This window comes from Nocardia vinacea, from assembly GCF_035920345.1.
Taxonomy (GTDB): Bacteria; Actinomycetota; Actinomycetes; order Mycobacteriales; family Mycobacteriaceae; genus Nocardia; species Nocardia vinacea_A.
On record NZ_CP109149.1, the window covers coordinates 91,999 to 113,542 of the forward strand.

The 21,544-nt window shown below is 66.1% G+C and carries 27 protein-coding genes and 1 pseudogene; 6 read left to right on the forward strand and 22 right to left on the reverse strand.

Annotation, left to right across the window (positions count from 1 at the left end):
* Positions 1 to 144: 144 nt before the first annotated feature.
* Together ssb and OIE68_RS00405 are read right to left on the reverse strand one after the other, a co-directional pair.
* Positions 145 to 357 (reverse strand): annotated as a pseudogene (gene ssb, locus OIE68_RS00400) (single-stranded DNA-binding protein); the annotation flags it as partial.
* A gap of 178 nt (positions 358 to 535) precedes the next feature.
* The gene (locus tag OIE68_RS00405) at positions 536 to 1,723 is read right to left on the reverse strand and encodes a DUF4192 domain-containing protein (protein ID WP_327097381.1); all 1,188 of its coding nucleotides are present in this window, start codon (positions 1,721 to 1,723) and stop codon (positions 536 to 538) included.
* A 40-nt stretch (positions 1,724 to 1,763) separates the two neighbouring features.
* On the opposite strand from OIE68_RS00405, the gene OIE68_RS00410 reads away from it, so the two are divergent.
* Entirely contained in the window at positions 1,764 to 1,919 is a 156-nt protein-coding gene (locus OIE68_RS00410; RefSeq protein WP_327097382.1) for a hypothetical protein, read from the forward strand.
* 209 nt (positions 1,920 to 2,128) lie between these two features.
* On the opposite strand, the gene OIE68_RS00415 is transcribed toward OIE68_RS00410, so the two are convergent.
* The 14 genes from OIE68_RS00415 to OIE68_RS00480 all read right to left on the reverse strand — a co-directional run bounded on the left by OIE68_RS00415 (position 2,129) and on the right by OIE68_RS00480 (position 13,449).
* Positions 2,129 to 3,802 carry a hypothetical protein gene (locus OIE68_RS00415; RefSeq protein ID WP_327097383.1) on the reverse strand — a complete coding sequence of 558 codons (1,674 nt, stop codon included), beginning with the start codon at positions 3,800 to 3,802 and terminating at the stop codon, positions 2,129 to 2,131.
* Positions 3,803 to 3,925: 123 nt separating this feature from the next.
* Positions 3,926 to 4,162, reverse strand: a complete 237-nt coding sequence (locus OIE68_RS00420; RefSeq protein WP_327097384.1) for a hypothetical protein — start codon at positions 4,160 to 4,162, stop codon at positions 3,926 to 3,928.
* 93 nt (positions 4,163 to 4,255) lie between these two features.
* Complete coding sequence (gene dprA / locus OIE68_RS00425) at positions 4,256 to 5,140, reverse strand: DNA-processing protein DprA (protein WP_327097385.1); 885 nt, start codon at positions 5,138 to 5,140, stop codon at positions 4,256 to 4,258.
* A 465-nt stretch (positions 5,141 to 5,605) separates the two neighbouring features.
* A complete protein-coding gene (locus OIE68_RS00430; protein ID WP_327097386.1) occupies positions 5,606 to 6,487 on the reverse strand; it encodes a bifunctional DNA primase/polymerase in 882 nt (293 codons plus the stop codon).
* Positions 6,484 to 7,071 (reverse strand): hypothetical protein, encoded by a 588-nt coding sequence (locus tag OIE68_RS00435; RefSeq protein ID WP_327097387.1) that lies wholly within the window; start codon positions 7,069 to 7,071, stop codon positions 6,484 to 6,486. Before OIE68_RS00435 ends, OIE68_RS00430 begins: the two co-directional genes overlap by 4 nt.
* A gap of 45 nt (positions 7,072 to 7,116) precedes the next feature.
* Positions 7,117 to 7,791 (reverse strand): hypothetical protein, encoded by a 675-nt coding sequence (locus OIE68_RS00440; RefSeq protein ID WP_327097388.1) that lies wholly within the window; start codon positions 7,789 to 7,791, stop codon positions 7,117 to 7,119.
* Positions 7,788 to 8,072 (reverse strand): hypothetical protein, encoded by a 285-nt coding sequence (locus tag OIE68_RS00445; protein WP_327097389.1) that lies wholly within the window; start codon positions 8,070 to 8,072, stop codon positions 7,788 to 7,790. Before OIE68_RS00445 ends, OIE68_RS00440 begins: the two co-directional genes overlap by 4 nt.
* The gene (locus OIE68_RS00450) at positions 8,057 to 8,638 is read right to left on the reverse strand and encodes a hypothetical protein (protein ID WP_327097390.1); all 582 of its coding nucleotides are present in this window, start codon (positions 8,636 to 8,638) and stop codon (positions 8,057 to 8,059) included. The genes OIE68_RS00445 and OIE68_RS00450 overlap by 16 nt, the downstream gene beginning before the upstream one ends.
* Positions 8,544 to 9,083, reverse strand: coding sequence for a hypothetical protein (locus tag OIE68_RS00455; protein WP_327097391.1), 540 nt, complete (start codon positions 9,081 to 9,083; stop codon positions 8,544 to 8,546). Before OIE68_RS00455 ends, OIE68_RS00450 begins: the two co-directional genes overlap by 95 nt.
* A gap of 4 nt (positions 9,084 to 9,087) precedes the next feature.
* The gene (locus OIE68_RS00460) at positions 9,088 to 9,336 is read right to left on the reverse strand and encodes a hypothetical protein (RefSeq protein WP_327097392.1); all 249 of its coding nucleotides are present in this window, start codon (positions 9,334 to 9,336) and stop codon (positions 9,088 to 9,090) included.
* Positions 9,337 to 9,387: 51 nt separating this feature from the next.
* Complete coding sequence (locus OIE68_RS00465; RefSeq protein ID WP_327097393.1) at positions 9,388 to 10,143, reverse strand: hypothetical protein; 756 nt, start codon at positions 10,141 to 10,143, stop codon at positions 9,388 to 9,390.
* The gene (locus tag OIE68_RS00470; RefSeq protein WP_327097394.1) at positions 10,131 to 11,348 is read right to left on the reverse strand and encodes a hypothetical protein; all 1,218 of its coding nucleotides are present in this window, start codon (positions 11,346 to 11,348) and stop codon (positions 10,131 to 10,133) included. The genes OIE68_RS00465 and OIE68_RS00470 overlap by 13 nt, the downstream gene beginning before the upstream one ends.
* Before the next feature lie 110 nt (positions 11,349 to 11,458).
* The gene (locus tag OIE68_RS00475; protein ID WP_327097395.1) at positions 11,459 to 12,265 is read right to left on the reverse strand and encodes a hypothetical protein; all 807 of its coding nucleotides are present in this window, start codon (positions 12,263 to 12,265) and stop codon (positions 11,459 to 11,461) included.
* Positions 12,253 to 13,449: a hypothetical protein gene (locus tag OIE68_RS00480; protein ID WP_327097396.1), complete on the reverse strand. Its 1,197-nt coding sequence runs from the start codon at positions 13,447 to 13,449 to the stop codon at positions 12,253 to 12,255. The genes OIE68_RS00475 and OIE68_RS00480 overlap by 13 nt, the downstream gene beginning before the upstream one ends.
* Before the next feature lie 610 nt (positions 13,450 to 14,059).
* On the opposite strand from OIE68_RS00480, the gene OIE68_RS00485 reads away from it, so the two are divergent.
* The gene (locus OIE68_RS00485) at positions 14,060 to 14,503 is read left to right on the forward strand and encodes a hypothetical protein (RefSeq protein WP_327097397.1); all 444 of its coding nucleotides are present in this window, start codon (positions 14,060 to 14,062) and stop codon (positions 14,501 to 14,503) included.
* 26 nt (positions 14,504 to 14,529) lie between these two features.
* On the opposite strand, the gene OIE68_RS00490 is transcribed toward OIE68_RS00485, so the two are convergent.
* Positions 14,530 to 14,667 carry a hypothetical protein gene (locus OIE68_RS00490; RefSeq protein ID WP_327097398.1) on the reverse strand — a complete coding sequence of 46 codons (138 nt, stop codon included), beginning with the start codon at positions 14,665 to 14,667 and terminating at the stop codon, positions 14,530 to 14,532.
* Between the two features lie 251 nt (positions 14,668 to 14,918).
* Between OIE68_RS00490 and OIE68_RS00495 the strand changes: the two genes are divergently transcribed.
* From OIE68_RS00495 to OIE68_RS00505, 3 genes are all read left to right on the forward strand, one after another.
* Positions 14,919 to 15,353: a hypothetical protein gene (locus OIE68_RS00495; protein WP_327097399.1), complete on the forward strand. Its 435-nt coding sequence runs from the start codon at positions 14,919 to 14,921 to the stop codon at positions 15,351 to 15,353.
* Positions 15,354 to 15,484: 131 nt separating this feature from the next.
* A complete protein-coding gene (locus OIE68_RS00500; protein WP_327097400.1) occupies positions 15,485 to 15,790 on the forward strand; it encodes a helix-turn-helix domain-containing protein in 306 nt (101 codons plus the stop codon).
* Positions 15,775 to 16,890, forward strand: coding sequence for a Mu transposase domain-containing protein (locus OIE68_RS00505; RefSeq protein ID WP_327101542.1), 1,116 nt, complete (start codon positions 15,775 to 15,777; stop codon positions 16,888 to 16,890). The genes OIE68_RS00500 and OIE68_RS00505 overlap by 16 nt, the downstream gene beginning before the upstream one ends.
* Positions 16,891 to 17,233: 343 nt before the next feature.
* Here OIE68_RS00505 and OIE68_RS00510 read toward each other — a convergent pair whose 3' ends face one another.
* The 3 genes from OIE68_RS00510 to OIE68_RS00520 all read right to left on the reverse strand — a co-directional run bounded on the left by OIE68_RS00510 (position 17,234) and on the right by OIE68_RS00520 (position 18,841).
* Entirely contained in the window at positions 17,234 to 17,764 is a 531-nt protein-coding gene (locus OIE68_RS00510; RefSeq protein ID WP_327097401.1) for a hypothetical protein, read from the reverse strand.
* Between the two features lie 65 nt (positions 17,765 to 17,829).
* The gene (locus tag OIE68_RS00515; protein WP_327097402.1) at positions 17,830 to 18,012 is read right to left on the reverse strand and encodes a hypothetical protein; all 183 of its coding nucleotides are present in this window, start codon (positions 18,010 to 18,012) and stop codon (positions 17,830 to 17,832) included.
* 229 nt (positions 18,013 to 18,241) lie between these two features.
* A complete protein-coding gene (locus tag OIE68_RS00520) occupies positions 18,242 to 18,841 on the reverse strand; it encodes a TetR/AcrR family transcriptional regulator (protein ID WP_327101543.1) in 600 nt (199 codons plus the stop codon).
* Positions 18,842 to 19,536: 695 nt separating this feature from the next.
* On the opposite strand from OIE68_RS00520, the gene OIE68_RS00525 reads away from it, so the two are divergent.
* A complete protein-coding gene (locus tag OIE68_RS00525) occupies positions 19,537 to 20,133 on the forward strand; it encodes a TetR/AcrR family transcriptional regulator (protein WP_327097403.1) in 597 nt (198 codons plus the stop codon).
* A 584-nt stretch (positions 20,134 to 20,717) separates the two neighbouring features.
* Here OIE68_RS00525 and OIE68_RS00530 read toward each other — a convergent pair.
* Positions 20,718 to 20,852 carry a hypothetical protein gene (locus OIE68_RS00530; RefSeq protein WP_327097404.1) on the reverse strand — a complete coding sequence of 45 codons (135 nt, stop codon included), beginning with the start codon at positions 20,850 to 20,852 and terminating at the stop codon, positions 20,718 to 20,720.
* Positions 20,846 to 20,980 carry a TetR family transcriptional regulator gene (locus OIE68_RS00535; protein WP_327097405.1) on the reverse strand — a complete coding sequence of 45 codons (135 nt, stop codon included), beginning with the start codon at positions 20,978 to 20,980 and terminating at the stop codon, positions 20,846 to 20,848. The genes OIE68_RS00530 and OIE68_RS00535 overlap by 7 nt, the downstream gene beginning before the upstream one ends.
* Positions 20,981 to 21,544: the final 564 nt, after the last annotated feature.

Sequence of the window (21,544 nt, forward strand, 5' to 3'; positions counted from 1 at the left end):
GAACCCCTTCCTCAGATAAGTGATTGATCTGCTGACCGGTCAATGCGCGGGAATCGCAATCGCTCCGGAAGTGCTCGAAATAGACATGTCCACGTCGGAAAACTGCTGGTAGACAGCCATTTTCATTTTCGAGATCCACATAATCAACGTCTCCGCGGCATTCTCCGCGGCCTCGCGCCAGAGGTTGCAGCGCAGGAACAACGCCTCGCCGTCTTTCCACTCCCCGTTGTTGGGGTCGCGGTAGCGGGGTGTGGAGGCGACGGTGAAATCGAGGACCGCCACACCATTGGGTGTGAACCGGAGTTCCGGGTCCGCGGTCAGATTCCCTTTGACGGTAATGACCGTATCTGCGACCATGCCGAGTACTCCTTCGAATGTTAGTGGATGAGAACAGCAATCGCGCCTGGCCCGCACGGACCGCGCTGGCGGCCGGTGAGGGCAGCCAGTGAATCGGGCGGGTTTTTAGTCGTTGAACCCGACATCGCGGGAGCCCGAGGAATCCCCATAGCCGGCGCGGGGTGGATGCCGCGCCGGGTCAGTGGTGGATCGGTCCCAGATCGACGCCAAGGTCGGCGGCGATGCCGCGTCCGGTGTGGGCGAGTGTGCGCACGGTGTGCGGCCGTATTCCGGCGCGCAGCGAAGTTTCGAGCAGGATCGCCATCGAGTGTGTTGGGTTGGCGTGGCGGGCGGCCTGTAGGGCGATACCGGCGAGCGGACCGTCGCCGCGGAGGTAGGCGCTGTAGGCGAGAAGTGTTGCGGCATCAGCGCGATCGCAGCCCGAGAGTGCCCGAGCCGAAGCCACCCACAGCCGTTCGGCGGGCGCGGCGTGCTCACCCACCGCGAGCGCGAACAATGAATCACGCACCATCCGATCCCGCAGCGCCGCAGCCAATTCGGCGTACTCACCGGCGGTGAGCACGATCCCGGAGTCGGTGTCGGCGACCCGCCACAGCACCCACTCCAACATCCGCCGGTGATAGCTGTCGGGATCGCCGCGGCGCACGGCCTCGGCATACCGGTCGTGCGCCTGCCGCAGGGCCTCATCGAGGTCCGCGGCGACCTGGGTGGCCAGTTCGGTGTCGGGAGTGAGCAGTTCGGTAAGTTCCGAGCGGGTGCCGCGGATCGGTCGGCCCCGCAGTACATGGGCGAGGGTCACCATCGAGGTGGCCGGATCCGGCAGTGTCCCATGACTGTTGGGGCCGAGCAGACCCCACCAGCCTTGCCAGGGTTCGATCGCGCGGACCGCCCACGCGCCCGCGACCACGATGCTCTCCCCGGCCAGGCGACTGCTGAACGCGGCGATCAGCCGCGCCCACGGCCCGAGATCCGAACCGGCCGGGGGCTGTGTGTCGCGGGGTTCGCTCATCCGGTCATCGACGATGACCGCGAGCACCACGGTCGCGTCCTCGGTGGCGCAGATGCTGACGACGGCGTCAGCGTAAGCATCCGCCCGACCCGGGTGGCTGTCGTCGATGTCGAGATCCAACCGCAGCACCGCGTCGATGGTGGGCGCTCGCCTCCGATCATCGGAGTCGCGAAGCAGGGCCACTACCAGCGAGCGTTCGGGGACGAATCCGATCATCGCGGGCACCGCCACGATCAATTGACCGGGATCATCCACATGCAGGGACTCGCCATGAGTGCGATCCGGGGAATCCCGGTCCAAATCACCGGTCGACTGATCGAGCAAGCGTGATAGAGCGTTATCGGTGTTGTCGGTCATTGAGAGTCCTCTTGGTCGCGGGTGTGTGTGGGATGACCTGGTGCGGCTGCGGTACGAGCGGTCAGTGCGTCGGCTGGTCGCGACGGGCGCAGGCGTCGATGAATCGCATCGGCAGCAGCACACCGCGGACGCGGGCGTGACCAATGACGGTGTGGTGGTGCACGACGCGGACGTGGTGGTGTCCGCCGGGGTGTGATCGTTACCGCGGCAGCCGCGCGGGGCAGCCGATGCGGTTCGACAGCGAACAGCCGCACTCTGGGTGAGCTTCAGTCCGGGGTCAGCGCCGATCACGATGAGGACAGGTGTCTGCGGCCCTGCGGGTGTTCTGTTTGTGTTCGGGTGAGTGACGGGCCCGGCCACCACGAACAGTTCCGTGGTGGGCCGGTGGGGTTGTGGTGTGCTGGTTCAGGACTCGATGTCGATGTCGTGGTAGTCGATGAGTTTGGCGGCGGCTTGTTCGACGTCGACGAGGGCGAAGTCGAGGTCGGGATCGGCGGTGGCCTCGTCGAGGAACCGCAGATACCGCTGCGTGGCGGGTAGGGCGTCGCGCCACAGGCTCTTGCCGATCTCCAGTTCTGCGGAGGCGAGCTGCATGGCGAGCACGATCGTCCACGCCCGGTTGGGTGAGGCGCTGCTGATCGCGGTGACCAGCGCCTCGATAGAGTCGTCGATCCGTAGCAGCGCGGCCACTTTCGTGCGCTCGGTGTGGCTGAGTTTGTGCGCGAGGGCTTCGGCGACGAACGTGGCGGTGGCCCGGTGCAGGGTGGCACCGGCCACGAGCCGCGGCAGGAATTTGTTGCGGCGCTCGTTGGCGGCCTCTCCGCGCTCGTTCAACTTGATCACCCGCCGCCGCGCCAGCCGCGCCTGCTCCCGCTCGGCTGCGGTGTCGGCTTCGATCTGCGGGTCGGATTCAGGTACTACGACCTGGAATCGGCTGCCCGCCAATGCATCCTCGGGCAGGTAATAGGTCGGGGTCCACCGATCCGCGCGCTGCACCGACTCGGCGTGGCGCAGTCCCTCGCCGGGTTCGGCGTCGGGGTTGGTGCGGGTGTTCCAGTCCACGGTCTCGGTGTCGACGAGCTCCCCGGTCTGTGTGTCGACCAGCAACGCGTTTTTCTCCACCGCCAGCCACACCACCCACTGCTGCGGGTCGGCATAGATGTCCTCGGCGGTGACCGGATCACCGTCGGAGGTAGTGAGCGTCGCGGCGGGCACGAACCCGGCATCAGTATCGGGTTCGGTGGTCAGGATGCCGAATCCGTAAGCGGCATACGGGAGTGCGGCTTCCAGCAGGGCGCGGGTGGCGGCGCGTTCGTTGTCGATGCGCTTGTGCACGTAGGTGAAGTCGTAGCGTCCTGCGCGTTCGAGGCGCCCCACAGCGTCGGTGTCGCCGCGGCGTTCGTAGTCGGCGATGATCGCGAGCTGATCGAAATCGAGCTGCCGCCCCTCGGTCAGCAGCCGTTTCGCGGTCGGCGACGCCCCGATGGCTGCGGTCTTGGTGATCTCGGATCGCTTGCGCTGCAACCCTTCGGCCACCCGCGTCGCGCTCGCCCCCAGCTCCAGGGTGAGCGCGACACCGCTGGCGCGGTCGGCATCGAGTAACGGGATCCGGCGGTCATTGATGTTGATCTGGTCGATCGTGCGCGCGATGCGGCGTTCGTTGTCGCCGACGGTCGGGTCGGCGTCGGTGATCCACACCGGCACCATCGCCAGGCCGACCTCGCGGGCCAGCAGCACCCGCAATTGGCCGTCATAGACGTGCACCGACCCGTCGGGCTCACGCTCGGCCAACGCCGGGGCCCGCACCCCGAACATGCTGATCGACGCCTTCTCCTTGGCATAGGCGTCCAGATCGATACTGGTACGCACATTCTCATCAATCAGCAGCTCATTCGGATCCATGTACGCCGCCTCGGCCTGCGGCGGCGGCGGCACGATCGGCTCGGAATCGATGGCGGTGTCGTCGCGCTCCACATCGGTGGTGCCGTCGATATCCACGGTGTCGGGCGTGGGGCTGGTGCCGGACTGTTCGGGTTCGGTGCTGGTGTCGGCGACGACGGACAGGGAGGCAGTGCTCACGGTGATCTCCTTACAGAACAGACGACACAGCAGCGCACCCCGGTCGAGCGGGGTGTGGTGCCGCGCCGAAAATGCGGATACGGGACAGCCCAGGCACGTGGGAACCTGGGGCCGCGAACGGGGTTAGGCGGCGCGGGCGCTGCGCTGGCGGGTGAGGTTGACCGGTGCCAGCCGCAGCACGCCGCGGTCGTCTTCGGTGTAGATCCAGTTCCGGGCGCGCCAGTCCGGGAACTGCGCCCGCCAGCCCTCCAGCCCCGGTGTGTCGGGGACCGCGGTGACCAGACCGGCATAGCCCCGGTCGACGAGGGTCTGATACTCCGCGCGGGTCATGCTCTGCACGGCAACAGGATTCGAGGACATCAACAACCTCCAACACAATCGATTCGGATGAGGGTGCTGCCGCCATGAACAGCGGTGACAGCGAGCGAACACGCCATAGCTGCTGCCGGGTGATCAGCGAGACAGTGAGTCGATCGCTGCCAGAAGGGCGGCGGTGGTGGTGACCGGCTCGGCGCGGCGGTCCTGGATCAAGCGGTGACAGCCCGCTGAGGCTGCGGCGTCGGCGGGTCCGGCCACCGCGAACACCGGCCGGTGCAGCCGGTGGGCCCATCCGGCGGTATTCAGGGTGCCCGACCAGCGACCCGCCTCGGGCACCACCACCGCATGCGACAGCGCGGCGACGAGCCGGTTGCGCCACAGGAACCGGTCACGCGTGGGTCCACTGCCCGGCGGGTACTCCGACACGATCGCCCCCGACTCGGCGATCCGGTCGAACAACTCCCGATGCGGGAACGGGTATGCGCGGTCAACGCCGTTGGCGATGACCACGGTCGTGCCCGCCGGGTGGGCGAGCGCGGCTCGGTGCGCGACGGCGTCCACGCCGTAGGCACCGCCGCTGACGATGTGCCAGCCGCGCTCAGCCAACGCGGCGGCGATCTCACCGGTGATCCGTTCGCCGCGTTCGGTGATCGCCCGAGCCCCGACAACCGCGACCCTGCGCGCGGTCGCTGGCACACCGTGGCTGCGGACCCACACCGCGACCGGAGCGGCGTCGGCGACGGTGAGGTCGTCGAATCCCAGTGCCGCCCAGTGCGGGTCGTCGCGGGTCAGCAGCCGCGCCCCCGTCCGCGCTGCCTGGTCGAGGTCCTCGGCGGCCAGCTCCGCCAGAGTCATGCGTGCGCGCGGCGGTGGACGGTGATCGGCGAGCTGGTCGGCGATTGCTTCGACAGAGCCGAGCTCATCTGGCACCGCATCCGCGACGCCGGGGACGTGGTGCAGGGCTGCGCGGGCGAGGATCGCCCACGCCAGCTGGCGTGCCTGCGACGTGGCAGTGGTCACGACGGCCTCCCGGGGGATCGTTGGGGTGATGGGTGCGGGCAATGGGGGCGGCACCGGATTCGGGTGCGGTGTCATCGGCGGTGCGTGGCTGGGCACGGCGCCATCGGTGTTGGCGAAGTTGTTACCGAGGCCGGTGGCCCATCGCCTCGACGCTAGGATTGGCGGGCCGATCGATGAGACAGCGGCAAGAGCCGGCGCGGAATTCACCAGCGGGGCAGGGGAAGAACATCGAGGGCACAATGGACCGCGCGCGTCGAGACCCGTCGAGGCGGCGATGGAAACAGGAAGACGTGGATACACTCCGGAGGGGTTGGAGGTGTATCCACTCTCGCGCCTCTGCGTCAACACCATGGGATGCTGAAGCGGGCAGCGTCGGAGCCGATCCCGTGGGCTGTGCGTAGCGTGACCCCCAGCGACCCCGACCCTGGCCTTAGAGGCTAGCCGGTCGCCGCGCACGGCGCTTGCCTAATTGCCCAGTGCTAATTGTGTGGTGTGGGTGGCGGCGTAGGTGAGGCCGTCGTCGATGGTGCGGATGGCTTCGAGGCTGGTGAAGCCATCGACACCGACATGCTGTGCAGCGGCATCGACCAGGACCCGGTGGGCGTGGTCGCGGTCGAGCAGGCCCGTGCCGACGAGCCGCCCGAGGCTGTTGGCCGCCAGCAACACCGCACGGTGGCGGGTTCCGGTGCGCGCGAACCGGATCCGGTCGGCGTGGTTGCGCAACGCCGCCGCGACATAGCTGTGCGGGTGTGTGATCTCGGCTGCCGGTCTGATGGTTAGCGGCGGGGCAGGCGGTGGTGCGAGGAGTTCGGTCAACCAGCGCGGTAGCGGGATCGGGTCGCGGTCATCGAGGAGCCGATACCGCCCGTGCGGCAGCGTAGAGCCCGCGGCGACGACGTAGCCGCCGACACCGCGACTGTCGATGCGCCACCCGAGCCGCGCGATCGTGTTGCGTAACACTGGGTTTCGCGGCGGCCGGTAGTACAAATGGATCCCGCCCGAGGGCGTGGCGACCGCCAGGGTTGGTACCGGGAGCGGGTGCCCGGCCTCCGTGGCGAGGCGGACCAGGACATCGCGGCCGTCACGCGCTCCCGCCCAGTGCTGTGGCGGGGCTTGGTCATGGCTGGTGTCGAGGTCGAGCACGTGTAATCGGCTTGGCCCGCACGCGATCCCGATGTTTCTCTCGGGCCAGCGTCGCCACCACCAGCGGATGCGGGTGGGGTCGACGGTTGCGGCGTTCTCCCAGTTTTCGATCGCCGGTGCCTTACTGCCCGGGTGCAGCGGAATCACATGGAACCCGCGAGCGGCGTTGGCCAGTGCCGCGTCGGCGTGGGTGGAGGGGATCACGACATGCCTGCTGTAGCGTGCGCGGGGAGAGTCCGGGCGCGATCGAGGACCCGGTCACCCGCCACGCGTAGCTCAACCTCGCTCTCGCCGCTGTAGCGGATGCGGATCGACCCGGACACCGCGGTTGCGGTGCCGCCGAAACTGATCCGGTCCTCCCGATCCCGTTGTACCGGGGCCAGGATGGCGGCGAGTTGGTCGAGCAGGGCGTTACGGGCGGACAGGACCGCAGCGTCCTCACGGGCCCGAGTCCGGCACACCGCGAGGGTGCGCTGGTAGCCGGGCAGTAGACGACGGGCGATCGCGGTGGCGATATCGGCCGGTGCCCGATGCGCGGCGATGGTGATGAGGTCGCTGTGACGGGGTTCGGTGCTGTAGTGGTAGCGGCCGAACCGTCCGTAGGTGGCCTCGATGTGCAGGCGGCCGTGATCGCAGCGGCGCGAGGAATCATCACCATGGGTGATCGTCCTCGACTGGTCCGCTGGGCCTTTCAGCACGAGGTGACGGCGGATCATGTATCCGCGTTCGGCCCGCCACATCGGCCCGAGCGACGCGGCGACCTGCTGAGTGAAATCGAGGAAATCCATAACTGCGCAGCTCCTTTCACGCTCTATCGGCGAATGCGGGGTGTTTCAGAAGTCGAACAGCTCACGGGCGGTGATCAGCACATCCAGCGGTTCGGGCGCTCGATGCTCGCCGCTGGGTGCGGCGGTGTCGCGGATTTTGCGCAGTTTGAGGAACCGGACTCCGGTGAGGTTCACTCCGACCGCGGGCGCGGCGTGCTCGCTGCCGGGGTCGTCGATGATCCGGTAGTCGTCGATGTGCAGCCATGCCTCATACCAGGCTTCGGCCGGTCGGCCGTCGCGGGACGGTTCGCGGGGGTCGGGGTCGCGGGGCTGCCAGTACCGGCATTCGCAGTTCGGGTCGTCGCAGTGGGCGAAGCGGACCGCCGGGCTGGCGTGATAGTGGTGTTGGACTCCGGCCAGCATCGGGCACGCACGACGGCTATAGTGCGCACACTCGGGATGGGCTCCGGGCTCGACCGCCAAACCCCGCAGGTAGTCGATCGAGCGGATGAACACGACGACCCGGTCCTCGAGTCGTCGACCGCAGATCTGACACAACTTGCCCCACAGGGTGTTCCAGGCACGCTGCGGATCCAGCATCCCCCAGACGGGACGCGTCGGGTCACGATGGGTGAGCGTGATGTGTGGGACGACCAGCCCCCGTGCACGCGCTGCTTGGGCCAAGCGAGCGGGGACCGGGACCCGGTCCGGCCCGTTCGGAGACGACGGTGTGGAAGTCAATGCTCACCTCGAATCTGAGTCGACGGGTGGGGTGGTGCGCCCATGCGGGGCGTGGGGTGGCGGCCAGTGGGCGAGTGGAGGGGTTCGGCGGACACCTCGACGCTGACCTGCCGCACGCAGCGGTTGAGACTGTGGACGCGGACCTGGATTCGGGCGGTGAGCGCGCCGGGTGCGGCGGGGCCGGCGGTCCAGGGATGGAAGTGGTCTTCGTCGAGGTCGGGCAGGTTCGCCTCGATCCAGGAGGTGAGATCGCCGATGTGGGCGATCACGAACTCGACCACTGGCGTCCGGTGTGCGGGTCGTGGTCGTAGATGGTGACCACCGTTGGCGCACCGGGGACCTGCGTGGTGATTGAGCGCGGCAGTACACCTTGTCGGCCACCAGCGGACCACCATCCCGGCGCGATCACCCACCGGCCCGCGGTGTGTTGGGCGGGGAGCAGGCGCCATCCGAACTCGGGCAATCCGATACCGAAGAGGTCACTGGCCCACCCGATTTCGCTGACCCCATCGAGGGTGACGGTGGTGATCTCGGTGGCGTACTCGACCCGCACCAACGCCAGCGCCGCAGAGCCCTCGACCAGTGCGCGGGCGGGCAAGCCATGAAAGATCGCGATCGCTGTGCCCGGACGCGGTCCAGTGGCGAAGGCCGCGTGGTAGCCCACAACCAACATCGACGACAGTGACCCGCTCTCGGGTAGATGCGGGGCGTAGCGCGGATCGAGCCTGATACGAGCGGAGTAGGACGACAGGTCAGCGATCATCGGACTCACCGCTACCTGGTTTGGGTCCACCAGATCCTCGGGCGTGGTGAGTTGGTCGGGGTCGGCGGGCAACGGGTCGGTCATCGGGTGTCGGCTCCTTCAGAGTCGGGCCAGGGACGTGGGGGTTCACGGCTTCGATGAACCGCAGCGGCAACAGCACTCGGTCTCGGCCGCGGTGCAGCACGGTGTGGTGGCGGTGCACTGGCCCGATATGGACGCGGTCGTGTCGGTGCCCGCCGAGGGTGGTGATCGTGACCGCGGTACCGGTGCGGCGCAGCCGGTGCAGTTCGACGGTGATGAGCGCGATCACCGGATCACCCGCCTCACCGCCACCGTGACCGTCGTCATCGGTGTTGAACCCGATGTCTGCCAGTACGGTGACGCGCTGCGCGATGAGTTCGCGCACGCGGCGCAATCCATCCCACCCGTCGCCCTCGCGCATCAGGATGTCGAGGCGGTCCAGGACGTGACGAAGGAACCGGATTTGTGTCCCAGTTCCCGTCTCAGCGATGGGGTGGTCTTCGCTCATCGCTTCACTGCCCGTCGCCAAGCCCGCCGCGCGAACTACCGCACGGGCCGCAGGTGGTGTCGTGTCGCGATCGCCGCCGCGAGAGCGTCGGCGACCTCAGGGCGAGATCGGCGTAACGCCAATCGGTGGCAGGGTTGTCGGCGTCACGGATCAACACCCGCACGCGGTGTCCATCGGTGCTGGCGATGACCGGGTGGTCATCGATGTCACGGACACGGATGAGCATGCTGGCCAAATTCAGGCTGTACGGCATGACGGGCGCGCTCCTTCCAAGGTGGCGGAGGTAGGGGAGAGTGCCGGTGGTTCAGGCGTTTTCCATGTCGAGCAGGCCCGCGTAGCGTTGGCGGCCCGCGAGGTCGGGGCAGTCGCAATGGGGGAAGGGCCGCCAGCAGTCGACGCAGAATCCGCAGTAGGTGCAGTGCGGTCCGCAGGCGATGGCGTCTTCGGTGCCGCAGTACTCGCAGTCGCCGGAATAGGTGTAGTCCCAGGCGGTGTCGAGGTAGTCGCGGTTGGAGTACCAGATCCCGGTGCCGGTGTCCCAGTGCCCGCGCGCCTCGTTGAACACATACCCGCGATGGGTGTAGGCGGGATCGACGGTGAGCAGCACGAGTTTGTCGGTGCCCAACCAGCGCTCCAGGGCTTCGCGCCCGGTCCAGGAGTCCAGCGACCCGAACGGCCTCGTGGGCAAGAAGTCCTCGGCCGCGATGCGGGTATCGGAACGCTCGTCGCCAGGGGCGGGGTGCACAGTGGTGGGCAGGATCCCGTTGTGCGCCAGCACGGTACGCTCGTCGCCACCGACGGTGAAGGGGTGGCAGTTGTCGATGGTGGGTTGGCCGTGGGTGGCGAAGCGGGAATGAAACAACGCCGCACCGTCGGGGTATTCGACACGCAGGGCAGCGAATTCGGCGAGCGCGGTCTCGGCGTCGAGGCTGTGCCCGGTGGTGATCGTGTCCGCGGTGATCAGGGCGTAGCCGTGCCCGTGCGGATTGGACAAGGCCCCGTTGCGCAACGCCGTGACATCGGGGGCCGCGCCCGGCTTGAAGAATGTCAGCATGCACATCGCAGGACCTCCAACTCGGTGAGCAGATCGGCGTAGTCAGGGCGGGTGGACAGCCAGGCGGTGAACGCCGACCACTCCCAGCCGCGGCGGCGCGCGACCTGCGCGGCGGTGAGGGTGCGGGTGTATTCGACCGACGCCGCCGCGAACGCGAGCGCGGCCTTGACCTGGCGCGGGTACAGGGAACTGGCGAACACGCGCAGCTCGAAGGTGTGAGCGGGGTAGACATTGATCGCCTGATAGCGGCCCCACCCATTGGTGCTGCCCTTGGCGTATTCGGCGGCGCGCGAGCGGGCTTGGGAGGAGAATTCGGCCCAGTCCGGTGACTGGCGTCGGGCGAGGGTCGTGACCTGGGATTCGTTGCGGTACACGAACTTCAGCCACCGGTAGATGTGGGCGGGTGAGGAGAACCCGGCCCGTGAGGCGTGCACGTGGATGCCGACGGTGGCGTCGGTGCGGCATCCGAGTAGCCGCAGCTTGTTCAACAGCTGCCACGGGAACCGGGTGCGCGCGTACTCCCACGACATCGGGTGGGTGACCAGCTCGAACCCGCGCGGACTGATGGAACTGTCCTCTTTGAGGTAGCCCAGATCCCCGAGCTCGGCGACCGCGAGCTCGACCGCGTCGTCGAACTGCGAATGGGGGGTGATGAGTTCGAGTTCCATGCCCAAAAACAGCGGGCCCCGACCGTGGAACAACGGTTGCGGGCGGTAGTCATAGTCGTGGACCAGATGGTGGCTGCGGCTGTCGTCGTAGCAGTTGTCGCAGCGGTTGTCGCTGAGGGGGATGAGGGTGTAGCAGTCCTCGCAATAGTGGTAGTTCTCGTCGCGGCAGTACGAGCACACCTCGTCGCCGCCCTCGACCGTTTCGGTGTGGCTGGCGCGTGCGCCGCAGTCATCGCAGCGGTCATAGTCCTCGACGCACGACTCGCACACATCCGGCCCGTTGATGACCGCGGTGACCTCGCGGGTGAACAGCTCGCAGCGGTCACACCGCGACCAGCCAGCCAAGCAGCGATCACACAGCGCGGTGTCGGTGACGGTGTGGCCGGTGCTGCGGGCATGAGTGCCGCAGCCATCACAGAACGAGAGAGCATGGGCGCAGTCTTCGCAGACGCGCTCACCCTCGGCGATAGTGACGAGACTGTCCGGGGCGACGGCGAGCGCGCACTCCTCACATCGGGCATCGGGCAGGGTAGCGGTGGGCATGAGGGATCACGACCTTTCGACGGAAACGACGAAGCCCCCGCACAACCACCGGAAAATGGGTGGGGTGCGGGGGCTTGGATCGGTGAGGTGGAGTTCGAGGGCGGTGTGAGTCAGGCAGTGTCAGAGAATCTCGCGAGGGCGCGATGGTGACCGCCTGAGCGTGGTCGGGTCAGCGAAGGGGTCTTGCCGCTGTGATGCCCGGTAGTGCGGCGGGGGTAGCAGTCGCAGTGCGGGAAGGGTTGCTCGCAGTCGAAGCACCAGCCGCACCCGGTGCAGTGGCGGCCGCGGCGGTCGAGATCGAACTCCCGGCAGCCCCCGCAGCGCAGCCGGTAGCGGTCGGGCCAGCGTCGTGACATCGGCTGATAACTGGTGTTGGAGTACCAGATCCCGTCTTCCCAGATCCCGGCCTGTTCACCGAACAGATATGCGCGGTGGTGATAGGTGGGGTCGACGGTGAGGATCAGCAGTTTGCTCGTGCCCAGCCACGACGCGAGCCCGCGTGCGCCGCGGTGGGTGTCGATCGACCCGAACGGCTGCCCGGCGAGGTATTCCTCGGCTGCGATGCGAGTATCCGACCGCGGATCATAGGCGCGCGGATGCACCCGCTTGGGCAGAGTCCCGTTGTGCGCCAACACCGTTCGAGGATCATTACCGAGCGGGAATGGGTGACAATTCTCGATTCCGTGGACGCCGCGGGTGGCGTAGCGGGAATGGAACAACGCGTACCCATCGCGATGGCGGGCACGCAGATCTATGAACTCCTCGATCAGTGGTTCGGGGTTCATGCTGTGGTCGGTGCGGATCTGGCCGCCGATGATGAGGGCGTAGCCGTGGCCGTGATGGTTGGTGTGCGCGCCGATCCGCAACGCGGACGGGTCCGGGGCGACACCGGGCGGGAAACAGGTCAGCAGGCACATGCGAGCTCCAACTCATGCAACTGTTCGGACAACGACAGATAGGCCGGGCGCGCATCCACCCAGGCGGCGAAACGGCTCCACTCCCATGCCCCTGCCCGCACGTCGGGGATGCGCAGCGCGCGGGTGTAGTCGATCGAGGCCGCGGTGAACGCCAACGCCGCCTGCACCCGCCCCACATCCAGGGAGGAGGCGAACACCCGCAGTTCGAGGGTGTGACGCGGATACGGGTTGATGGCCTGATACCGATCCAGGCCCAGGGCGTGAACATGGTTCTTGGCGGTGTCTTTCACCCGCGAACGTGCGACCCGATCGAACGGGGCGTAGCGCGAACGCCTCCGTGCCAGGAGAGTGACCTCGGATTCGTTGCGGTACAACAACTTCATCCACCGGAACACATGCGCCGGGGAGGCGAACCCGGCGCGGCTGGCATGCACATGCAACCCGACACCGGCGTTGGTGTCGCACCCGAGATCCTCGAGTTCGCCCAGCAGGGCCCAGGGGAACCGGTCGAGGGCGTAGCTGTAGCTCATCGGGTGGGACACGAGTTCGAACCCGCCGGGCTGGATCGAGGAATCCCGCTTCAAATACCCCAGCCCGGCCAGGCGGTCGGTCGCCAACTCGACTGCAGCGTCGTGGATGTCGTCAGGGACGACGATCTCGAGTTCGAGCCCGAGAAACAGCGGCCCCTCGCCATGGAAACGGGGATCGGGTTTGAAGCTGTAGTTACGCACCCGCGCCGGATACGCACACAACTCACAGCCACGTTGCCCACGCAGCAGCGTCCCGCAATCCCGGCACGAGCTGAACCCGGCCGCGCAGCGGGCGCAGGTCCGCAGCCCACCGCAGACATAACGGCTGGCGGCGCTGTGGCGGCCACAGCTGAAGCAGCGGTCGAAAAACGCGCTCGCGCACTGGTAACACACCACCTCATCGGTGTCGGTGCGCTCATGCGGGCCGGTCAACCGGGCACACGAGACACACCCACTCCACGCGGCCCCACACGAATGGCACAACCAGCGATCATCAGCGGTTTCGGTGGCGCGCAGCACCCGGTGGCCGCAGCCATCGCACAACGGCAGCTCACCCAGACACCCACCGCACACCGACAGGTGCTCGACCGGATACCGAGGCCCCGCCCGGCGGGACCGGCACACCACACACGCGGCAGTATCGAGTTCAGGCATGGCAGAACACCTTTCGCGGAAACGAAAAACGCCAGCCCCAAGCGAGGAGATCGCTCGAACCTGGCGTTGGACAGGGCAGGACAAGGAGTTTGTGGCGAGCGCGGGCTAGCGGTGCAGTGTCGGGTGCTTGGTCACCGCGACGTTTGTCGCCGGGACCCATTTGATGTCATAGGCGGTCGCGTTTGGAGCCGCGCTGTCTTCCCACCGACCCGCACTCGCACCGGTGGCGTTCTCGGCAGCAGGAATCGTCGTCACCGCCTACTGGGTCGGATCGCAGAACCGATCGGACAGCCAGCGCACGAAAAACTCTTTGCAACAATCGGATTGACAGCCGACTTCCGGTAACACCGCGTGTCGACACCTGCGCAAAAACCATGCGGGGCAGGTGCGGCCTGGACGTGCCGCGAGTGCCGTGCGCGTAGGATGAATGGCGGGAGAATTTGCAGGCGGGCCCGAAAATCAGGAGGCCGCCATGTCGTCGCGTCGCCCGCCGCGCTCGCCGCGGACGGATCGTTCCCCGGAAGTCGTTGAACGATTGGAACGCTCGCGTGCCCGCATCCGGGAACGTCGAGCGCTGGCACGTCAGCGAGAGCGAAACATCCAGGAGGCAGTGAAGCGTTATCTCAGAGACTGGCAGGCGATCACCGCGTGTGAAGCCAAGCGTGACAATGAGATCGAGGCATTACGACAGCAGATCAGCGATGTCGAGTCACGCGCCGCGCAGGAAATCGCCCGCCACCGCGGCGACCAAGCCGAGGCCGCAGCGGTGATCCGTGACCACGGTCAAACCGACGACGACGTCGCTGACCTGCTCGAGATCAGCACCAAACAAGCCCGCCAGCTCATCATCGCTGGCCGCTCACACCGCGGCACACCCTCGCCGGGCGCTTCACCGGCATCCACCGCCGCACCGACCGAGCAACCCGAGCATGCTCGCCACATGCCTGCCGAGCCCAGCCGCCAGGAATTGCGGGAACAAATCACCGACCCAGTCGGCACCGTTGAGGGCCGCGCATCAGCACGTCCAGCACCGACAGGCCACGACCAAATCTGAAAGCTGTGGTGGAAAAGGGGAGATCACTACGGTTGTTCGGCGGGAACGGCGTAGGTCAGATCGGTTGGCCACGGGTAGGTTCCCGGCGTGTCGGCGACAGCTTCGACGATGGCTTTGGTTGGGTCACCATCCACGCCGATCTCGACGATGCGAAACGCACTCACCCCTCCCCGGGGCTACGTGGATCAGCGAGCTTACTTCGAATTGCACAGCTGAGAGACTTTTGAACCATACCGGATGGTCGGTATTTGCTTGCGAATACGCTGACAATCGTGTCTGCCGTGCATAGTCCGACATTCAACCGTTACGAACCGGTCGGTACGATCGGATTGGTTGGCCGGTGAATGTCGGTACCCCGAGAAGGGTTGGCGATGGCGGCGACAAGGCGGTGAGCAGGCTTCCGCGGTATGCATCGATGCTGGCGGCGCCTGGAACGCTGCCCAACGATGATGCCGACTGGGCCTACGAGGTGAAATTTGATGGCATCCGAGCCGGCGCCTACGTCACCGACAGCCTGACGCTGATCTCCCGCAACGGCAACGACATCACCGCGGCATGGCCGGAACTGTCGGGTCTGGCACCGGCGGATCCGCAGTACGTGATCGACGGCGAGATCGTCGTCTTCGCCGACGGACGACCGTCTTTTCGGGCGTTGCAGCCACGAATGCACCAGCGCAACCCACGCGCGATAGCCGCGCTAGCCGCCTCGACCCCCGCCACCTACGTCTTCGACCTCCTGCACATAGGAGACCGATCACTGATCGATCTGCGCTACCTGCAGCTTCGGCAGCTGCTCGAACAAATCGGGCTCCACGGTGTCGGCTGCCAGGAGCAAGGGACCACTTTGTAGCCGGTTAGCCAGGCAGCTTGGGACCACGTCGTTTGCCACGCTGATGGGACCACCTGGCGGTTTTGCCACGGTATGGGACCACCCGGGCGTGGTTGATGGGTGTCCGGTCGCTCGGCCGCTGTATTTGGCGTATGAGCTACCGGGAGGTCAGCGTGATCGAGATCAGGGAGATCCTGCGGCTATGGCTGCAAGGTCGTGGATTGCGGGAGGTCGCCCGGCTATCGGGCAGTGACCGGAAAACCGTGAGACGGTATGTCGAGCGGGCGCAATCGTGCGGTCTGGACCGCGACGGCGGTGTCGGGCAGTTGACCGATGAGTTGTTGTCGGCGGCGATCGCCGGGTCCGGCGAGGCCCACGTTCGAATGGGCGCAGCGCGGCGTGGGAGACCGTCGATGGGCAGCGCGAGCAGATACAGGGGTGGCTGGATCAGGGCCTGACCCTGACCAAGGTGCACATCCTGCTCGGCCGTCGCGGGGTGGTGGTGTCGTATCGGACGTTGCACCGTTACGCGGCAACGGAATTGGGGTTCGGCAAGCGGCGCACCACGGTGCGGGTGGCAGACTGCGAGCCGGGCGAGGAGGTGCAGATCGACTTCGGCCGGTTGGGTTTCCTCACCGATATCGAGGGGTGGCGGCGGGTGGTGAAGGGGCTGATCTTCACCGCGGTGTATTCGCGGCACATGTTCGTCTATCCGACCTACCGCGAAACCCTGGGTGATGTGATCGCGGGGTTCGAGGCCGCGTGGGTGTTCTTCGACGGTGTGTTCGCCGCCGTGATCCCGGATAATCTGAAGGCGATCGTCGATCAGGCGAATGCAACCGATCCGCGGTTGAACGACTCGTTCCGTGAGTATGCCGAGTCCCGGGGCTTCGTGGTGGATCCGGCCCGTGTTCGCAGCCCTCAGGACAAGCCCCGCGTCGAACGCTGTGTTCCTTATGCGCGCTCGAATTTCTTTGCCGGAGAACGGTTCCGGGACCTCGAGGACTGCCGTATCAGAGCCGAGCGGTGGTGCCGGGAGACCGCGGGGATGAGGATACACGGCACCACCCGGCTACGCCCGGCCGAAGTGTTCGCCGCTGAGGAGGCGCCGAAGCTGAAACCGGTGCCCGAGGGCGCGTTCGACATCCCGACCTGGGCACATCCCAAGGTCGCACCCGATAGACATGTTCAGCTGAACCGGGCTCTTTACAGTTTTCCCGGGGAGTTGGTGGGGCAACGGTTGACCGCCCGCGTCGACGCGGCCACGGTGAAGTTGTATTTCCGTGGTGAGCTGGTCAAGGTTCATCCGGTCGTCGCGCCGGGCCGCCGCCACACCGACCCTGCCGATCTGCCCAGCGAGCGGACCGTTTACGCGATGCGGGACCTGAACACGTTGCAGCGCAAGGCCGCAACTCACGGCCACCATGTCGGCGCTTATGCCGCCGCGGTGCTCACTGTGCGTCCTCGGCAGCTTGATCGCCCAGTATCGGGTTCGCCAGCCGGTTGTCGAGCACCTTGCTGTAGAGCGTGGCGAGCATGGTCGCCTTTTCCTCGGTGAAGGTGACCTTCTCCATCTGAACCCTCCTCGAAACATCGGAACGGACCCGAACTCCTTGTCGGACAAGCCTTTCAGCGCAGCAGCTGGATTCCGTCAGGCACTCGACCGTCCTGACGTGATCTCGACGGCGCGGCGGTGTAGTCGCCTCGCCGGATGTGCTCTCACCACACAACTCGATGTGCCGGGTCGGCAACAGCCCACCAAGACCTCCGATTGTGAACAATATTCGCAATTCGCATATATGTTTGTTAACAACGTTCGCAACTATTCGTGGACGCTCGACCTTCACCCCGCCACGCCGCCGGAGGCCCGAATCGGCCGCACAGGTGGCCGGGCCCGGGCTTCACGCGGTCGAGACCCGAGGCGGAGCGACTTTCGTGGACCGGTTCCCGAGTAGTCGTTTTATGATTCGGGCACCCGATCGGGGACGGCATGGATCGGCAATCGTGCCGGTGGCGAGGAACTCGAGGTTGTCCAAGATGCGCTCGCTGATAGCGTCGTGGGTGTGGCGTAACGCCACTGTCCACAGGAGGTACGGGATGATCGGTGGCTCGGCCGTCAGTATGTGGCTGATCCGAGTGCCTCCGTCGACGGGCTCCAGGACATATCCGTGACTTCCGTCGAGGCCGGGAATTTTGCCGAACCACAGCCGCCGCGGTGGCTCGACTTCTGTAATGCGGTAGCTGATCGGGCCCGCGCCGTTGTACTGGACCATCCTGCCGCCCGAGTGCAGACCGTCGGGAAAGCGCACCCAACCCCACTCCGGCGGGTATAGCGGGTCATTGTCGGTGCCGAGCAATGTCAATGTGGCCCATACATTTTCGGGAGTTGCCGGAAGCGCTCGCCAGTGCAGGTTGTGGATGCGGTGGGACATGACTCACCTTTGCCGGAAGAAAGTTGTCATTGTTCATATCTGACGAGAAGATAATGTGAACAATGTCAACATCGAAAGAAAGAATACATCTCCATCAGCGCACAGGCCGCGTTACCGAGCCGCGCATGGCGGTCGGCCGCATAGTCGGGATCGACTTTCGCCCGCTCGAGATCGGTCTCGACAGAGCCGTAGTGACCGTCGCGTATCTTGTGCACCGCTTCCGGATCATGACCGGAAATATTGCTCATATCGACGAACCCTTCCTCCTCGAAAGATAACTAACGGCAGCGTTCTCACACCGCATCCATGACCGAACCAACCGACCGTCTCGCTCGGCCGGAATCAAAAGCCTTCACCGGACTCAGACCCGGCATCGCCCGATTCGCCCGAATCCGCCACGGCATCACCCCCCCCGGGAGTGCCGACCGGACCGACGAACATGGTGGATCCTTGATAGGGGGTAGGGGATGAGGATGGTCAGGGTGGCGGGCCGACCGCGAGCACGGCCCGCACGGCGCCGCGGAGGTATTCCCGCGCATGGGGATCGGCGAGCCGCTCGCGGCGCAGCAGTACGGCGGTGGGCAGGTCGACCAGGCACAGGGTGATCGCGTCGACGGCGCGGCGGTCGCCGCGCTGCCACAGGTGTTGCGAGAGCCGGATCATCAGCTCGACCAGCATCCGGTCGGTCACGGCGAGTTCGGCGGCGAGGCCCTCGGGCAGTTCGCCGAGCAACTCCTGACGCCGCACGGCGAGCAGCAGCCGCGACGAGTCCGGATGCCGCTCGGCGAAGATCGCGGGCGCCTCGGCGGCCGCGACCACGGCTTCGACCTCGTCATGGCTGCCGAGCGCCGTCTGAACCAGCGTGGTTTGCAGGTCGAGGAAGCGGCGCGCGGCACGTAACCAGGTGCGCCCGAGCAGTTCCGCGCGCGATCCGAAGGTGTGGTAGATCGCGCCGTTGGAGATGTCGGTGGCAGCGGCGACCGCACGCGTGGTGACCGCGGCGGGGCCGCCGCGGACGGCCAGTGATTCCGCTGCGTCGAGCACGGTGTCGGGGTCGTGCATCCGGGGGCGGGGCATGCCGTCACTATAACAGAGCACTTGCTCTGTTTCAGGGCGCGACAACGGCATCTGCGGCCAGGTAGTCGACTCGACGGCGATTTCGTGCCGCCGCACAGCGTCGAGCGCGCTCTCCCGAATCGTTCCCATGATCTCGGCCACCAACTCCTGGCGAGCCATGCTCACGATCGTCCCGGGAGCGATATACAGGTCGGCGAGCCGACCGACCCCCATCCACTTCCGGGATCACCCTGGAGGTGCGCGAAGGCCACCGAGCACGGATCTTGCCGATCCGTTCCTCCACGTCATCGACGGCATAACCCAGTGCCCGGCTCGACCCCGGCGCAGCTGCCGTCTCGGGATGCATCATGCCGGCCTCGCTTTCCGTATTGCGCCTTCGCCCGAGCCACCGCCCGGGTCCGCCGCGCCGTAGACGGCAGAATCGGACTCTTCCGAGGTCGGGCCGGAGCGGACATTGCCCCTGTTCATTGCGCATCCGCTCGTACTCGGCGTCGAGCAGGCCCCGGCGCTCGCGTCCATTGCAAACATCGTCCGCAGATGCAGAATATACATCTGCTAACAACGTTCGCAACTATCTGATGATGGCGTGGTTCCTGGAACCCGCTGACGTGCGCAGTGGATGCGGTGGGACATGAACTCGCCTCCATCGAAGAATGTAATCTTCGTTAACATCTGACGGGAAGGTAATGTAAACGATGTCAACATCGAAGCGCAAGGCATATCACCATGGAGACCTGCGCCGGGCCTTGGTCGATGCCGGACGCGCACTGGTGCAGGAGGGAGGAGTCGCGGGGCTGACGCTGCGGGCAGCCGCGACGCGGGCGGGAGTGTCCGCAGCGGCGCCCTACCGGCACTTCGCCGACAAGGAGGCGCTGCTCGCCGCTGTGATGACTCAGGGGTTCGGAGAGTTGGAGGAAGCCCTCTCCGCCATCGATGTCGATGACCCACTGCCACGGCTGCACGCCATCGGCCACCGCTACCTGGAGTTTGTGGCCGCCGAGCCCGCCCTGTCCCAGCTGATGTTCGGCGGAACGGTCACCGATGGCGACGCCCACCCAGAGTTGGCCGCGGTGCGTGGTTCGGTGGGCGACACCTTCGCAGGAGCATTCGGGGACGCATGGCGTGCGGGTGCGATCTGTGGACCTTCAGTGGATGCGATCATGCTCACGATGCGCTGCGTCATGCAGGGCTTGGCCACGTTCATCGCGACTGGTGAAATCCCCGCCGCACATGTGCGATCCCTGGCCGACTCCGTCTTCACTACCATCGATACCGGCCTAGTGCCACGCTGATCCGAGGCATCCGGACCACATCTTCTTCGGCGTCTCGGCTGTGATCGGCCTGCTGCTGACCTATGCAGGCTGGTTCACCAGGCCGGTCGCCGCGCAGCCATCAGCGCCCACGACCATGACTACGGGAGTGCCACCCACAACTCGCCATCGCCCAGCAGCGCAATCCACCACCCGCGCGATCACTTTCCGGAGACGCGAGCACGGCAAGAGCGGAACGGCATGCCCAAGCCCGCGCTCGGCCGACCACCGCCTGGGACGGTACCGAACAGCAGTGCTTCGATGCCCCGCTCGGAACAGCGCACCATTGTCGACTGGTGCAGTCGCGGACCCGGCAGTGGCGAGCAGCGCGGTTAGATGCAGATAGTTACCGTGGGCCAGCATAGTCGGAATGTTGTCGAATTCACCCATGGTGGGAGTGGAAAACCCCGCCGCTTCCAGCCCGGCGAAGTTGCGAACCCACGCCCCCAGCAGGGCGATACCCATCATGGTCGCGTTGGCGCCGAGCCACGCTTGGGCCAAGGCGCCGGCCATGTGGTCGAAGAATCGCATCGAATTCGGACCGGGGCTCAACGAAACGGCCTCCCCTAAGCTAAGCCCTCCCACAGCCATGGGTGCCGTCGATGCAACGCCCGACCTTGCTCCAGCATGACGAAGACGTCGGTGCGCACGTTCCCGGTCAGGGGCGGGTAGTCGTATTCCGCGGCGACGCGGTTCACCATGAGCGCGAGTAGGTCGTTTTGCCGTCGACGTACCGATAGAGCGAGGCTGCGGCGGTCCCGAGGTCCTCCGCGATGCGACGCATCGATAGCGCGGGCAGCCCCTCCACGTCGGCGAGCCGGACGCACATGTCCGCGAGCTGGTCCAGGGTGTAGGTGCGACGCGGCCCCCGGTTTGGGATCGGCGCCTCGCAACCACAACGAGGTCGAGGAAGCCGTGGGTGTCATGCCATTCAGCATGCCACTACTGGAGTGTTGCGAACCATGTTAGCAAACATCTATGCTGCAATTGCGAACGTTGTTCACAATTAGCGGGAGGTTTGGTGACCGTCATTGAAGCCGCGGCGCTGACCAGGCGATATAGCTCAGGCGCCGCAATGGACGGAGTGGATCTGCGGATGCTCATGGCCAGGTCCATATCTGCTCGGACTGAACAGTTCGAGCGAGACCCACCGTGCGCATACTGGCAACACGTGTCGCACGTCAGCGTCCATATTTCCGACCGGGGTCGATGCAGGGTTACGGCGGTTTCGTCGCGTTCGCCATTGCCGGGGAAGTGGTGCGTCGCATCACCGGGCAGTAGATTCAGAATATTTTTGAGGAACGCATCCGAGAGCCAGATCACTCTAATCGCCCGTCGGGACAACCGACAGGACCGACCGATGTTCACTTTTTGATGCGATAAACGACGCACA